Here is a 13,774-nt window from a genome sequence, read left to right as displayed (position 1 = left end):
GACCTGCTGCCCGACGCGTGGGACGAGGCCCGGGCGGCGGGGCGGCGGGCGTGGCCGGGCGCCAGGCGGGCGGGCCGTAGCGGCGCCAGACCTCGCCCCAGCGGCCGAGACGGCCGACGACGAAGATGATGGCGAGGGCGATGAGGGTGTAGTACGAGTACCAGAGCAGGGCGTTGCCGACCCGGTCGTTCTGCCGCCAGGAGTCCGGGGTGAACAGCTCCAGCGGCAGCACCCACCAGCCGCCGAGGTAGCCGTTGTACAGCAGTGACCACACCAGCCAGCCGACGAGGAAGGCGATCAGCGCGCCGCTCAGCAGCTGCCGGGCCGGGATCCGCTCGGGCTCCTGCCGGGGCCGGGGCCGGTGGCCGAAGCGCCAGACGCCCGGCGCCGCCTCGGGCCGGGGCGCCCGCAGCCAGGTCAGGTAGGCAGAGCCGTCCGGCCGGGGCGGTGCCCCGGGCGGCATGGCGGGCATGGGCGGCAGGGCGGCGTCCTCCCGGGGCGCCGCTGGGCGCGGCACCGGATTCGCATGCGTGCCGCGTACGTCCCGCGTGCCGTCGCCGTCCATCGCCCCTGCCCCCTGACCAGCCGTTCCATCCACCATCAGCGAGCCAATCTAACGCCCCGAACAAGGGAGTTCACCGCTTACGCGGCCGTAAGGACGGACCGGTCGGCCGTGCCCGTCACCCAGTGCTATGTCCACCACGGACAACGAATCCTCGCGACAACGCCCACATGGAGCATGCCCACCCCCCGTTCTCGGCCCTAGCCTGCGAAGAAAGAGACAAGCGTCCGAAAAACGCACCGTCCGGAACCCCCGGGAACACCCGGTACGCAAGATCTTCAGGGAGCCCCCCATGACCGCACTTCCGCAGGAGCGTCGCGTCGTCACCGCCATCCCCGGCCCGAAGTCGCAGGAGCTTCAGGCCCGCCGTACCGCCGTGGTCGCCCAGGGTGTGGGCTCCACGCTGCCGGTCTTCGTCACGCGCGCCGGCGGCGGTGTCATCGAGGACGTGGACGGCAACAGCCTGATCGACTTCGGCTCCGGAATCGCGGTGACCTCCGTCGGCGCCTCCGCCGAGGCCGTCGTCCGCCGCGCGAGCGCCCAGCTCGCCGACTTCACCCACACCTGTTTCATGGTCACCCCGTACGAGGGCTACGTCGCCGTCGCCGAGGCGCTGGCCGAGCTGACCCCGGGTGACCACGCCAAGAAGTCGGCGCTGTTCAACTCCGGCGCCGAGGCCGTCGAGAACGCGGTCAAGATCGCCCGTGCCTACACCAAGCGCCAGGCGGTCGTCGTGTTCGACCACGGCTACCACGGCCGTACGAACCTCACCATGGCGCTGACCGCGAAGAACATGCCGTACAAGCACGGCTTCGGTCCGTTCGCCCCCGAGGTCTACCGCGTCCCGGTCGCCTACGGCTACCGCTGGCCGACCGGCCCGGAGAACGCGGGTCCGGAGGCCGCCGCCCAGGCCATCGACCAGATCACCAAGCAGGTCGGCCCGGACAACGTGGCCGCGATCATCATCGAGCCGGTGCTCGGTGAGGGCGGCTTCATCGAGCCGGCCAAGGGCTTCCTGCCGGCGATCCGCCAGTTCGCCGCGGACAACGGCATCGTCTTCGTCGCCGACGAGATCCAGTCCGGCTTCTGCCGCACCGGCCAGTGGTTCGCGTGCGAGGACGAGGGCATCGTCCCGGACCTGATCACGACCGCCAAGGGCATCGCGGGCGGTCTGCCGCTGGCCGCGGTCACCGGCCGGGCCGAGATCATGGACGCCGCGCACCCGGGCGGCCTCGGCGGCACCTACGGCGGCAACCCGGTGGCCTGCGCCGGTGCGCTCGGCGCCATCGAGACCATGAAGGAGCTGGACCTCAACGCCAAGGCGAAGAACATCGAGGCGATCATGAAGTCCCGCCTCGGCGCCATGGCCGAGAAGTTCGACGTCATCGGCGAGGTCCGCGGCCGCGGTGCCATGATCGCCATCGAGCTGGTCAAGGACCGCGGCACCAAGGCGCCGAACCCGGAGGCCGCCGCCGCCCTCGCCAAGGCCTGCCACCAGGAGGGCCTGCTCGTCCTCACCTGTGGCACCTACGGCAACGTGCTGCGCTTCCTGCCGCCGCTGGTCATCGGCGACGATCTGCTCAACGAGGGTCTGGACATCATCGAGCAGGCGTTCTCGCGCATCTGAGCGAGGGATTCGCACCTCTGACGGGCGCCTGCGGCAGCCGTGTGAAGAAGGTGTGCGGGGTGGATGGCGGGACGCGCTTCCGTCTGCCCAAGCGCCTCGGGCTGTCGTAGGTTCTACCCAGATGAGAGATACACCCCGCCCACAGGGGACTGTGGGCGGTCTCAGGCCGGGGCCTCCCCAGCTTCGACCTGGTCGTGCCTCGCGCACACAACCGGGGCCCCAAGGGCTCCGGGATCTCCTCACCGATCGGACGGTCGCCGCCCCAAACCCCCCGGGGCGAGCGACGTTCCGGTCCGGACGGCCGCCCCGTAACCACCCCCCCTGTTCCGGGGCGGCCGACCTCCTTCTTCTTGGTTCCGGGCATTTCCGGGCACGAAGCTCCGCGGCTGTCAGACTGTGCACCGTGTCGAGCTCGCAGCATCCGGACCCGGGACAGGGGCCCACGGCCCACGACGGCAGGCCCCCCGCCGCACGGCGGCCGGTCTCCGTCCCGCTCCTCCTGCCCGGCCTCGCGACCGCCCTGTTCGCGCTGATCACCTGGCAGGTCGTGGCAGGCGGCCCATTGCTGCGCGCGGACGAGCGACTCAGCCGCGTCCTGGTCCACCCGGACCGGTTCTCCGCCGGCCTCTCCGACCTCGGCAACGTCGAGGTCGCCGTGCCGGTGCTCGTCGTCACCCTGCTCTGGTCGGCGTGGCGCGGCCGGGCCTCCGGTGCGGCCCTGTGGTGGCTGCCGCCCCTCGCCGCCGCCGTGCTGATGGCGCTGGTCCCGGCGGTCGTCGTACCGCTGAAGGAGTGGACCGCCCGCCCGGGCACCCCGGTGGTGCCTCCGGGTGTCGGCTACTTCCCGTCCGGCCACACGGCCACGGCGGCCATGGCGTACGGCTCCGCGACCCTGCTGCTCCTGCCCTGGCTCCGCTCCCCCGCCGCCCGCCGCACCCTCGTCGCTCTGTGCGCGGCCCTCGTGCTCGGGGTGTCCTTCGGTCTGGTCCGGCGCGGCTGGCACTGGCCGCTGGACGTGGTGGCCAGCTGGTGCCTGAGCACCGTGCTGCTGACCACCCTGTCCGTCCTGCTCAGCCGAAGTAGGCGTCGAAGTTCTTCTGGAACTCCCAGTTCGCGTACCGGTCCCAGTTCACCGACCACGTCATCAGACCCCGCAGCGCGGGCCAGCTCCCGTGGGTCGCGTACGAGCCGCAGTTCGTCTTCTTCGTCAGGCAGTCCAGGGTCTTGGTGACCTCGGCCGGGGCGACGTAGCCGTTGCCCGCGTTCGTCGACGCCGGCATGCCGATCGCCACCTGGTCCGGGCGCAGCGGCGGGAAGACGTTGTTCGCGTCGCCCGCCACGGGGAAGCCGGTGAGCAGCATGTCGGTCATGGCGATGTGGAAGTCGGCGCCGCCCATGGAGTGGTACTGGTTGTCCAGGCCCATGATCGGGCCCGAGTTGTAGTCCTGGACGTGCAGCAGGGTCAGGTCGTCCCGCAGGGCGTGGATGACCGGGAGGTAGGCGCCGCAGCGCGGGTCCTGGCCGCCCCACTTGCCGGTGCCGTAGAACTGGTAGCCGTTCTGCACGAAGAACGTCTCCGGGGCCATGGTCAGCACGAACTTCGCGCCGTACCTGGCCTTCAGCGTCTTCAGGGCGGATATCAGGTTCACGATCACGGGCGTGGTGGGGTTCTTGAAGTCCGTGTCGTTCGCGTTCAGGGACAGCGAGTGGCCCTCGAAGTCGATGTCGAGGCCGTCCAGGCCGTAGTCGTCGATGATCTTCGAGACGGAGCTGACGAAGGTGTCCCGCGCGGCCGTGGTGGTCAGCTGCACCTGGCCGTTCTGGCCGCCGATCGAGATGAGCACCTTCTTGCCGGCCGCCTGCTTGGCCTTGACGGCCGCCTTGAAGTCGGCGTCGCTCTCGACGTTCGGGCACTCGGTGACCGGGCAACGGTTGAAGCGGATGTCCCCGGAGGTGACCGAGGTGGGCTCGCCGAAGGCGAGGTCGATGACGTCCCAGCTGTCGGGCACGTCGGCGAGGCGGGTGTAGCCGGAGCCGTTGGCGAAGGTGGTGTGGAGGTAGCCGACCAGGGCGTGGGCGGGCAGGCCGGGCGTCCCGCCGCCGGTGCCGGGCGAGGTCGTCGCGGTCACGGCGGCCGACTTCGCGGACTCGCCCGCGTCGTTGGTCGCGGTGACCTGGAAGCTGTACGCCGTCGAGGCCGTGAGCCCGGAGACGGTGGCCGAAGTGCCGGTCAAGGTCTGGGTCCTGACCCCGTCGCGGTAGACGGCGTAGCCGGTGGCGCCGGTCACCGCCGACCAGGACAGGGCGACCGAGGACGAGGTGACGGTGCCGGCCTTGAGGCCGGTGGGCGGGGCGGGCGGCTGTGCGGTGCTCCCACCGGGGCCGACCAGGGAGATGTCGTCGGCGTAGTAGTCGCCGGTGCCGTACCAGCCGTGCGTGTAGAGGGTCACCTTCGTGGTGGCCGCGCCGGTGGTGAAGGTGGTGGTCAGCTTCTGCCAGTCGGGGGCGGACTGGGTCCAGGTGGAGACGTCGGTGGTGCCGGTGCCGTTCGCGCCGAGGTAGACGTAGGAGCCGCGGACGTGACCGGAGAGCGTGTACTGGGCGTTCGGCTGAACGGTCACCGTCTGCGCGCACTGGGCGTTGTCGCTGCCGGCGGGGGTCGCCCGGAGCGCGGCGCTGCCGCTGTGCACGGGTGAGCCGACCGTCGTACCGGCCGTGCAGGACCAGTCGTCGAGGCCGGACTCGAAGCCGCCGTTGCGCACGAGGTCGGCGTCGGCCGCGACGGCGGCCGACGAGAGGGCGGTGATGCCGGGCACGGCCAGCAGCGCGGCCGTGAGCAGGGCGAGGACGGATCTGGGGCGTCCGGCGCTGCGCGCGGGTCGGGCGCGGTCCACAAGGGCCTCCGGGGTTCGGGGAGTTGGAGGAGCGGAGCGCACTCAACTTGGTCCAGACCAATCCTCTTGTCAAGGTGTCCGGGCGCTACCTGTCACCGCCTTCTTCGCCGCCGCGTCCTGCGCCCCGGCCGCCCTCCCGTCCCCTGCTCGGGCCGGCCGCCGCCTCGTGCATCGCCAGTTCCAGCAGCGCCGGGTCGGTCAGCGTGCCCGAGCCGTCCGGCGGGACCAGCCAGCGCACGCCCTGGGTGGCCCGGCCGGGGTAGGGCACCACGATCCAGGTGCCGGGGCCGGCGGTGCGGATGCCGGTGCCGAGCCAGCGGGCGGCAGTGCCCGGCGGCACGAAGAAGCCGACCCGGTTGTCGCCGAAGTCGGCGAGCACCGGGCCTGGCCGGTCGAGCACCCGGAACAGCACGTCGAGCGTGGGATAGCCGAGGCCGGCCGGCAGGATCAGCACGTCCCAGGCCCGGCCGGCGGGAAGCAGCGCGACCCCGAGGGGGTTGCGCTCCCATTCCCAGCGGCAGGTCTCCGGGTCCGGTGCGACGGATGCCAGCCATTCGACCGCCGTCTTCGCCCCAGTCATGAGAAGGCCTCCCTTTCGCCCGTGGACGCGTTCGCGTCACCAGGGAGAGGGAGGCCCGTGGCCCGCATTACGCGGGTTTCCGCTTCTCTTTCGGGTGAGCCGGGTCACCCGCCCGCGGGGTGCGGCATGCCCGGCGCCGGTCCGGTACGCGGATCAGCTGTCGAAGCCCAGCCCCAGCCGGTCCATCGTCCGCAGCCACAGGTTGCGCCGGCCACCGTGTTCGTCCGCGCGGGCCAGCGACCACTTGGTCAGGGCGATCCCCGTCCAGGCGAACGGCTCCGGCGGGAACGGCAGCGGCTTCTTGCGCACCATCTCCAGCTCGGTCCGCTCGGTGCGCTCCCCGTCGAGCAGGTCCAGCATCACGTCCGCGCCGAAGCGCGTAGCGCCGACGCCGAGGCCGGTGTAGCCGGCGGCGTAGGCCACCCTGCCCTGGTGGGCGGTGCCGAAGAACGCCGAGAAGCGGGAGCAGGTGTCGATCGCGCCGCCCCAGGCGTGGGTGAAGCGGACGCCCTCCAGCTGCGGGAAACAGGTGAAGAAGTGGCCCGCGAGCTTGGCGTACGTCTCCGGCCGGTCGTCGTACTCCGCCCGCACCCGGCCGCCGTAGTGGTGGATCGCGTCGTAGCCGCCCCACAGGATCCGGTTGTCGGCGGACAGCCGGAAGTAGTGGAACTGGTTCGCCGAGTCGCCGAGGCCCTGGCGGTTCTTCCAGCCGATCGACGCCAGCTGGTCGGCGTCGAGCGGTTCGGTCATCAGCGCGTAGTCGTAGACCGGGACGGTGTACGAGCGCACGCGCCGCAGCAGGCTCGGGAAGATGTTCGTCCCGAGCGCGACCCGGCGGGCCCGGACCGAGCCGTACGGGGTGCGTACGGCCATGCCGGCGCCGTACTGCTTCAGGGTCAGGGCGGGCGTGTGCTCGTAGACCCGCACGCCCAGCCTGACGCACGCCTGCTTCAGGCCCCAGGCCAGCTTGGCCGGGTGCAGCATGGCCACGCCTCGACGGTCCCACAGGCCGGCCTCGAAGGTGGGCGAGTTCACCTGCTCGCGCACGGCTTCGGTGTCCAGGAACTCGACGCCGTCGGCCAAGCCCTTCTCCGTCAGCTGACGGTGCCAGTCGCGCAGCTCCCAGGCCTGGTAGGTCTCGGTGGCGACGTCGATCTCGCCGCTGCGCTCGAACTCGCAGTCGATGCCGTGCCGGGCGACCGCGGCCTCGATCTCGTCGAGGTTGCGCATCCCCAGCTCCTGGAGCTTGAGGATCTCGTCCGGCCAGCGGCTCAGGCCGTTGGGCAGGCCGTGCGTGAGGGAGGCCGCACAGAAGCCGCCGTTGCGGCCGGAGGCGGCCCAGCCCACCTCGCGGCCTTCCAGCAGCACCACATCACGTTGCGGATCGCGCTCCTTGGCGTTGAGCGCGGTCCACAGTCCGCTGTAACCGCCGCCGACGACCAGCAGGTCGCAGGTGTCGGCGCCGGTGAGGGCGGGCTCGGCCTGCGGCTTGCCGGGGTCTTCCAGCCAGTACGGGACCGGCTGGGCTTCGGAGAGAGAGGCGATCCAGTTGTCCTTGCCACGGCTCATGGCGCTCGGGGCCATGATTTCAACTCCCTACAGGGGCTTATGCCTTTTGCTTGTTGCGGCGATCGGTGATGAGCATCGAGGTCAGGACGAGCAGTACGGCGACCAGGAACATGGCCGTACCGATGACGTTGATCTGGACAGGCGTTCCGCGCTGCGCCGAGCCCCACACGAACATGGGGAAGGTGACGGTCGAGCCCGCGTTGAAGTTGGTGATGATGAAGTCGTCGAAGGAGAGCGCGAACGACAGCAGCGCGCCGGCGGCGATACCGGGTGCCGCGATCGGCAGGGTGACCCGCAGGAAGGTCTGCGCGGGTCCCGCGTACAGGTCCCGGGCGGCCTCCTCCAGACGCGGGTCCATCGACATCACGCGCGCCTTGACGGCGACGACCACGAAGCTCAGGCAGAACATGATGTGCGCGATGAGGATCGTGTAGAAGCCGAGCTGGGCACCCATGTTGAGGAACAGGGTGAGCAGCGAGGCCGCCATGACGACCTCGGGCATGGCCATCGGCAGGAAGATCAGCGAGTTCACCGCGGACCGGGCGCGGAAGCGGTAGCGCACCAGCGCGAAGGAGATCATCGTGCCGAGCAGCGTGGCCCCGATGGTCGCCCAGAAGGCGATCTGCAGGCTGATCGACAGCGAACCGCACATGTCGGCGACCCCGCAGGGGTCCTTCCACGCGTCCGTGGAGAACTGCTGCCACTCGTAGTTGAAGCGCCCCTTCGGCTTGTTGAAGGAGAACACCGTCACGACGACGTTCGGCAGCAGCAGATAACCGAGGGTCAGCAGTCCCGCGATGACCACGAGATGGCGCTTGAGCCAGTTGACGAAGGGCATCAGACCAGATCCTCCGTCCCGGCCCGGCGGATGTAGACCGTGACCATCAGCAGGATCGCGGCCATGAGGATGAAGGAGAGCGCGGCAGCCGTCGGATAGTCCAGGATGCGCAGGAACTGCGTCTGGATCACGTTGCCGATCATGCGGGTGTCGGTCGAGCCGAGGAGTTCGGCGTTGACGTAGTCACCGGCCGCGGGGATGAAGGTCAGCAGGGTCCCGGAGACCACGCCCGGCATCGAGAGCGGGAAGGTCACCTTGCGGAAGGTGGTCCACGGCTTGGCGTACAGGTCGCCGGCCGCCTCGTGCAGCCGCCCGTCGATCCGCTCCAGCGAGGTGTACAGCGGCAGGATCATGAACGGCAGGAAGTTGTACGTCAGACCGCACACCACGGCGAGCGGTGTGGCGAGGACGCGGTCGCCGGCCGTCCAGCCGAGCCAGTCGGTGAGGTCAAGGACGTGCAGCGTGTTCAGGGTGTGCACGACCGGGCCGTTGTCCGCGAGGATCGTCTTCCAGGCCAGGGTGCGGATCAGGAAGCTGGTGAAGAACGGCGCGATCACCAGGATCATGATCAGGTTGCGCCAGCGGCCCGCGCGGAAGGCGATCAGGTAGGCCAGCGGGTAGCCGAGCAGCAGGCACAGCACGGTCGCGCCGGCCGCGTAGAAGACCGAGCGGAGGAACTGCGGCCAGTACTCGGTCAGCGCGTTCCAGTAGGTCGCGAAGTGCCAGGTGACCTTGTAGCCGTCCTCCAGGGAGCCCGTCTGCACGGAGGTGGACGCCTGGTAGATCATCGGCAGCGCGAAGAAGACGACCAGCCAGAGCAGGCCGGGCAGCAGCAGCCAGTACGGCGTGAACCGGCCCCGCTTGCGCGGCGGTTTCTTGTCGGGCTCGGCCGGAGCCAGGGGCGGGGGCGCCTCGGTGAGGGTCGACATGTCTACGCGGCCTCTTCCTCGACGCTCTCGACGCCGGCGTCGATGTCCTGGGCCGCGTCCAGACCGAAGGTGTGCGCGGGGCTCCAGTGCAGGACGACGTCGGCACCGGGGACGAGCCGCCCGTCGCGCTCGACGTTCTGGACGTAGACCGCGAGCTCGTCGCAGACCGGGCTGTCGATGACGTACTGGGTGGAGACGCCGATGAAGCTGGCGTCGGCGATCTTGCCGGTGAGGCGGTTGCGGCCCTCGGGGATGGAGCCGGCGTCGTCGGCGTGCGTGAGGGAGATCTTCTCCGGGCGGATGCCGACCAGCACCTTCCCGCCGGCCGTCGCCGGGGCGGAGCAGCGCGCCTCGGGGAGGACGAGCTTGCCGCCGCCCGCCTTGAGCACGATGTCGTCGCCGTTCTTGGTGTCGACCTCGGCCTCGATCAGGTTCGAGGTGCCGAGGAAGTTCGCGACGAACGTGGTCTGCGGGTTCTCGTACAGGTCGGCGGGCGAGCCGAGCTGCTCGACGCGGCCCGCGTTCATCACGGCGACCGTGTCGGCCATGGTCATGGCCTCCTCCTGGTCGTGCGTCACGTGGACGAAGGTGATGCCGACCTCGGTCTGGATGCGCTTGAGCTCCAGCTGCATCTGGCGGCGCAGCTTGAGGTCGAGGGCGCCGAGCGGCTCGTCGAGGAGGAGGACCTTCGGGTGGTTGATCAGCGCGCGGGCCACGGCGACACGCTGCTGCTGGCCACCGGAGAGCTGGTGCGGTTTCTTGCGGGCCTGCTCGCCGAGCTGGACCAGGTCCAGCATCTCCTCCACCTGCTTCTTCACGCTCTTGATGCCGCGCCGGCGCAGGCCGAAGGCGACGTTCTCGAAGATGTCGAGGTGCGGGAAGAGGGCGTAGGACTGGAAGACCGTGTTGACCGGCCGTTTGTACGGCGGCAAGTGCGTGACGTCCTGGTCGCCGAGGTGCACGGTGCCGGAGGAAGGTTCCTCCAGACCGGCGATCATGCGCAGGGTGGTCGTCTTGCCGCAGCCCGAGGCGCCGAGCAGGGCGAAGAAGGAGCCCTGCGGCACGGTCAGGTCGAGCGGCTGCACGGCGGTGAAGCCGTTGTCGTAGGTCTTGCTGATACCGGAGAGGCGGACGTCGCCGCTGTTGTCTGTCGTCATGGTCGTCACGCCCCTGTGAGCTTCGCGAACTTCTCTTCGTAGGCCGTCTCTTCCTTCTGGCTCAGCGAGCGGAAGGAGTGGGACCTGGCCTGCATGGCCTTGTCGGGGACGATCAGCGGGTTGTTCGCCGCGTCCTGGTCGATCTTCGCAAGGTAGGGCTTCACGCCGTCGACGGGAGTCGCGTAGTTGATGTACGCGGCGAGCGCGGCGGCCTGCTCCGGCTCGTAGTAGAAGTCGATCAGCCGCTCGGCGTTCGTCTTGTGCCGCGCCTTGTTGGGAACCAGCAGGTTGTCGCTCGACGTCATGTAGCCGCTGTCCGGGATGACGAAGTCGACGTCCGGGCTGTCGTGCTTGAGCTGGACTATGTCGCCGGCCCAGGCCACGCAGGCGGCGATGTCGCCCTTGGTGAGGTCGGACGTGTAGTCGTTGCCGGTGAAGCGGCGGATCTGGCCCTTGTCGACGGCCTTCTGGAGCCGGGCTGTCACGGCGTCGAAGTCGTCGTCGGTGAACTTCGCCGGGTCCTTGCCCATGTCGAGCAGCGTCATGCCGATGCTGTCGCGCATCTCGGACAGGAAGGAGACGCGGCCCTTCAGCTTGGGGTTGTCGAGCAGGTCGGAGACCGACTTCACCTCGATGCCGTCGAGCGCCTTCTTGTTGAAGGCGATGACCGTCGGGATGCCCTGCCACGGGTAGGAGTACGCCCGTCCCGGGTCCCAGTCGGGGTCGCGGAACTGGGACGACAGGTTGGTGTAGGCGTGCGGCAGGTTGGAGGGGTCCAGCTTCTGGACCCACCCGAGGCGGATCAGCCGGGCGGCCAGCCAGTCCGTGAGGACGACGATGTCGCGGCCGGTGTCCTGGCCCGCGGCGAGCTGCGGCTTGATCTTGCCGAAGAACTCGTTGTTGTCGTTGATGTCCTCGGTGTACTTGACCGCGATGCCGGTCCGCTTCTGGAAGGCCTCGAGCGTCGGGTGGCGCTTACCGCTGTCGTCGACGTCGATGTACTCGGTCCAGTTGGAGAAGTTCACGACCTTCTCCTGGGCCGAGTGGTCCTGGGCGGACGTGCCGCCCTGGGTCTTGCCCGCCGCGGGGATCCCGCAGCCGCTCAACGCCCCGAGACCGCCGACCGTGAGCGCGCCGCCCGCGGAGGCGCGCAGCAGCGACCGTCGGGTCATCGCCGCCCGGCCGTTGCGCAGGCTGCGCCGCATGGCGGCCAGTTGGGGCGGGGTCAGGCGGTCGGGCTCGTACTGCTCCATGCGCGTGGTGCCCTTTCGGGAGGAATCGGCCGTCTCACCGGCCGGATCGTTGCTAGCGGTCCCCGAAAACGGTGCGGTGCCAGTCCTTCCTCGCCACCGCCGTGTTGTCGAACATTACGTGCTTGACCTGCGTGTACTCCTCGAATGAGTACGCCGACATGTCCTTGCCGAAGCCGGACGCCTTGTAACCGCCGTGCGGCATCTCGCTGATGATCGGGATGTGGTCGTTGATCCACACACAGCCCGCCTTGATCTCACGGGTGGCCCGGTTGGCCCGGTAGACGTTCCCGCTCCAGGCGGAGGCGGCGAGGCCGTAGGGGGTGTCGTTGGCCAGCCGGATGCCCTCATCATCACTGTCGAACGGCAGCACGACCAGCACCGGTCCGAAGATCTCCGACTGGACGATCTCGCTGTCCTGGGCCGCGCCGGCGATCAGGGTCGGCCGGTAGTAGGCGCCGTCCTTGAGGTCACCCTGCGGGGCCTCGCCGCCGGTGACCACGCGCGCGTAGCCACGCGCCCGCTCCACGAACCCGGCGACGCGGTCGCGCTGCACGTGCGAGATGAGCGGTCCGAGGTCGGTGCCGGCCGCGAACGGATCGCCGAGCCGCACGGTCTCCATCAGGGCGGCCGTCCGCTCCACGAAGGCCTCGTACAGCGGTCGCTGCACGTACGCCCGCGTGGCGGCCGTGCAGTCCTGGCCGGTGTTGATCAGCGAGCCCGCGACCGCGCCGTGCACGGCGGCCTCCAGGTCCGCGTCGTCGAAGACGACGAACGGGGCCTTGCCGCCGAGCTCCAGATGGAGGCGCTTGACGGTCGCGGTGGCGATCTCGGCGACCCGCTTGCCGACGGCGGTGGACCCGGTGAAGGAGGTCATGGCCACGTCGGGGTGCCCGACGAGACGCTCGCCCGCCTCCCGGCCGGTCCCGGTGACGATGTTGACGACACCGTCCGGGATGCCCGCGTCCGTGGCGGCCCGAGCGAACAGCAGCGAGGTCAGCGGAGTCAGCTCGGCGGGCTTGAGCACGATGGTGTTGCCCGCGGCGATCGCCGGGAGGATCTTCCAGGCGGCCATCTGGAGGGGGTAGTTCCAGGGCGCGATCGAGCCGACGACGCCGATGGGCTCGCGCCGCACGTACGAGGTGTGGTCGCCCGAGTACTCACCGGCGGACTGGCCCTGCAGATGCCGTGCGGCGCCGGCGAAGAAGGCGGTGTTGTCGATCGTCCCGGGAACGTCGAACTCACGGGTGAGCTTCAGCGGCTTGCCGCACTGGAGGGACTCGGCGCGGGCGAATTCCTCGGCGCGGTCGGCGAGCACGGCGGCGAACCGGTGCAGGGCGTCCGAGCGCTCGCCGGGGGTGGCGGAGGCCCAGCCCGGGAACGCCTCGCGCGCGGCGGCCACGGCCGCGTCGACGTCGTCCGTGCCGGCCAGTTCGTAGGTGTACACCTCCTCGCCGGTGGCGGGGTCGACCACGGCGTGGGTGTGGCCCGAGGTGCCCTTGGTGAGCCGGCCCGCGATGAACTGCGCACCGTCCGCGAGGCGTTTCTGCGCGTCGAATCGTTCCGGGGTGCCCGGGTTGTGCATGTCGCTCTCCTCCGCCGTTCGCCCCGTCCCGGGGGGTGGGTGGCGTAGCTCCAGCTCGATTTGAGTGCCGATCCTGACAGAGCAAGTGCACTCCAACAAGTGATTCCGTTGTTGCCTTTTGGTTACGCGACGGAATCTGTCGACCAGGTGTCGAGTCGGCGCGGAAAAGGGCGGACGGAGTGTCCGTGGTGCGTGCCACACTCGCGTGCATGGGGAAGATCGACGGGGTGGAGGCCCTGCTCAGAGAGGTCCGGGCGGGTGCTCGCGTCAAGTATCTGCACTTCTGGGGCCACCGGCCGCGCCCGGACGGCCGCGTCGGCGCGAGCTGCCTGAGCCAGTGGTGGCCGTCACCCTTCGTGGTCGACGGTGTGGAGTACGTGACGGCCGAGCACTGGATGATGGCCGGCAAGGCACGGCTGTTCGGTGACGCGGAGGCGGAGCGCCGGATCCTGGAGGCCGGGCACCCCGCCGAGGCGAAGAAGGCGGGACGACTGGTACGCGGCTTCGACGAGGCCACCTGGCGGCGGGAGCGCTTCCGCATCGTCGTGGAGGGCAGCGTGCACAAGTTCGCCTCGGACGACGACCTCCGCACGTTCCTGCTGAACACCGGCGACCGGGTCCTGGTAGAGGCGAGCCCCGTGGACCGCGTCTGGGGCATCGGCCTCGCGGCGGACGACGAAGCGGCCTCGCACCCGGAACGCTGGCGAGGCCCGAACCTGCTGGGCTTCGCCCTGATGGAGGCGAGGGAGAGGCTGGCGGGGGCGGGGGCGTAGGGGGCGAGCC

The 13,774-nt window shown here is 70.1% G+C and carries 10 protein-coding genes and 2 pseudogenes; 3 read left to right on the top strand and 9 right to left on the bottom strand.

The features are described 5' to 3' along the window. Positions 1–565 (bottom strand): annotated as a pseudogene (locus V7E45_RS31985) (ATP-binding protein); the annotation flags it as partial. A gap of 289 nt (positions 566–854) precedes the next feature. On the opposite strand from V7E45_RS31985, the gene gabT reads away from it, so the two are divergent. After that, entirely contained in the window at positions 855–2,189 is a 1,335-nt protein-coding gene (gabT, locus tag V7E45_RS31980) for a 4-aminobutyrate--2-oxoglutarate transaminase (RefSeq protein WP_333777725.1), read from the top strand. Positions 2,190–2,688: 499 nt separating this feature from the next. Then, positions 2,689–3,318, top strand: a pseudogene (locus V7E45_RS31970) (phosphatase PAP2 family protein); the annotation flags it as partial. Here the strand turns inward: V7E45_RS31970 and V7E45_RS31965 are convergent. The 8 genes from V7E45_RS31965 to V7E45_RS31930 form a co-directional block, all read right to left on the bottom strand. Continuing rightward, the gene (locus tag V7E45_RS31965; protein ID WP_333777724.1) at positions 3,260–5,083 is read right to left on the bottom strand and encodes a chitinase; all 1,824 of its coding nucleotides are present in this window, start codon (positions 5,081–5,083) and stop codon (positions 3,260–3,262) included. The pseudogene V7E45_RS31970 and the gene V7E45_RS31965 sit on opposite strands and share 59 nt — an antisense overlap. 85 nt (positions 5,084–5,168) lie before the next feature. Further along, positions 5,169–5,663 (bottom strand): hypothetical protein, encoded by a 495-nt coding sequence (locus V7E45_RS31960; RefSeq protein WP_333777723.1) that lies wholly within the window; start codon positions 5,661–5,663, stop codon positions 5,169–5,171. Between the two features lie 153 nt (positions 5,664–5,816). Then, entirely contained in the window at positions 5,817–7,247 is a 1,431-nt protein-coding gene (locus V7E45_RS31955; protein ID WP_333777722.1) for an NAD(P)/FAD-dependent oxidoreductase, read from the bottom strand. 22 nt (positions 7,248–7,269) lie between these two features. Continuing rightward, positions 7,270–8,070: an ABC transporter permease gene (locus V7E45_RS31950; RefSeq protein ID WP_333777721.1), complete on the bottom strand. Its 801-nt coding sequence runs from the start codon at positions 8,068–8,070 to the stop codon at positions 7,270–7,272. Continuing rightward, complete coding sequence (locus V7E45_RS31945; RefSeq protein ID WP_333777720.1) at positions 8,070–8,999, bottom strand: ABC transporter permease; 930 nt, start codon at positions 8,997–8,999, stop codon at positions 8,070–8,072. The genes V7E45_RS31950 and V7E45_RS31945 overlap by 1 nt, the downstream gene beginning before the upstream one ends. Positions 9,000–9,001: 2 nt before the next feature. Then, positions 9,002–10,165, bottom strand: coding sequence for an ABC transporter ATP-binding protein (locus tag V7E45_RS31940; protein WP_317445673.1), 1,164 nt, complete (start codon positions 10,163–10,165; stop codon positions 9,002–9,004). Then, positions 10,162–11,409: an ABC transporter substrate-binding protein gene (locus V7E45_RS31935; RefSeq protein WP_333777719.1), complete on the bottom strand. Its 1,248-nt coding sequence runs from the start codon at positions 11,407–11,409 to the stop codon at positions 10,162–10,164. The genes V7E45_RS31940 and V7E45_RS31935 overlap by 4 nt, the downstream gene beginning before the upstream one ends. 52 nt (positions 11,410–11,461) lie before the next feature. Further along, complete coding sequence (locus V7E45_RS31930) at positions 11,462–12,991, bottom strand: gamma-aminobutyraldehyde dehydrogenase (RefSeq protein ID WP_333777718.1); 1,530 nt, start codon at positions 12,989–12,991, stop codon at positions 11,462–11,464. A 209-nt stretch (positions 12,992–13,200) separates the two neighbouring features. Between V7E45_RS31930 and V7E45_RS31925 the strand changes: the two genes are divergently transcribed. After that, on the top strand, positions 13,201–13,764 hold the full coding sequence (locus V7E45_RS31925; RefSeq protein ID WP_333777717.1) for an NADAR family protein: 564 nt from the start codon (positions 13,201–13,203) through the stop codon (positions 13,762–13,764). Positions 13,765–13,774 lie beyond the last annotated feature (10 nt).

Source organism: Streptomyces sp. IBSBF 3136 (genome assembly GCF_036815105.1).
In the GTDB taxonomy this organism is placed as follows: domain Bacteria; phylum Actinomycetota; class Actinomycetes; order Streptomycetales; family Streptomycetaceae; genus Streptomyces.
This window is presented reverse-complemented; position numbering and strand designations above follow the sequence as displayed.

Bases quoted from the DNA above. Each gene is read 5' to 3' on its own strand.
- V7E45_RS31925 (WP_333777717.1), top strand. From the start codon at position 13,201: ATGGGGAAGATCGACGGGGTGGAGGCCCTGCTCAGAGAGGTCCGGGCG.
- V7E45_RS31945 (WP_333777720.1), bottom strand. From the start codon at position 8,999: ATGTCGACCCTCACCGAGGCGCCCCCGCCCCTGGCTCCGGCCGAGCCC.
- gabT (WP_333777725.1), top strand. From the start codon at position 855: ATGACCGCACTTCCGCAGGAGCGTCGCGTCGTCACCGCCATCCCCGGC.
- V7E45_RS31955 (WP_333777722.1), bottom strand. From the start codon at position 7,247: ATGGCCCCGAGCGCCATGAGCCGTGGCAAGGACAACTGGATCGCCTCT.
- V7E45_RS31930 (WP_333777718.1), bottom strand. From the start codon at position 12,991: ATGCACAACCCGGGCACCCCGGAACGATTCGACGCGCAGAAACGCCTC.
- V7E45_RS31935 (WP_333777719.1), bottom strand. From the start codon at position 11,409: ATGGAGCAGTACGAGCCCGACCGCCTGACCCCGCCCCAACTGGCCGCC.
- V7E45_RS31960 (WP_333777723.1), bottom strand. From the start codon at position 5,663: ATGACTGGGGCGAAGACGGCGGTCGAATGGCTGGCATCCGTCGCACCG.
- V7E45_RS31950 (WP_333777721.1), bottom strand. From the start codon at position 8,070: ATGCCCTTCGTCAACTGGCTCAAGCGCCATCTCGTGGTCATCGCGGGA.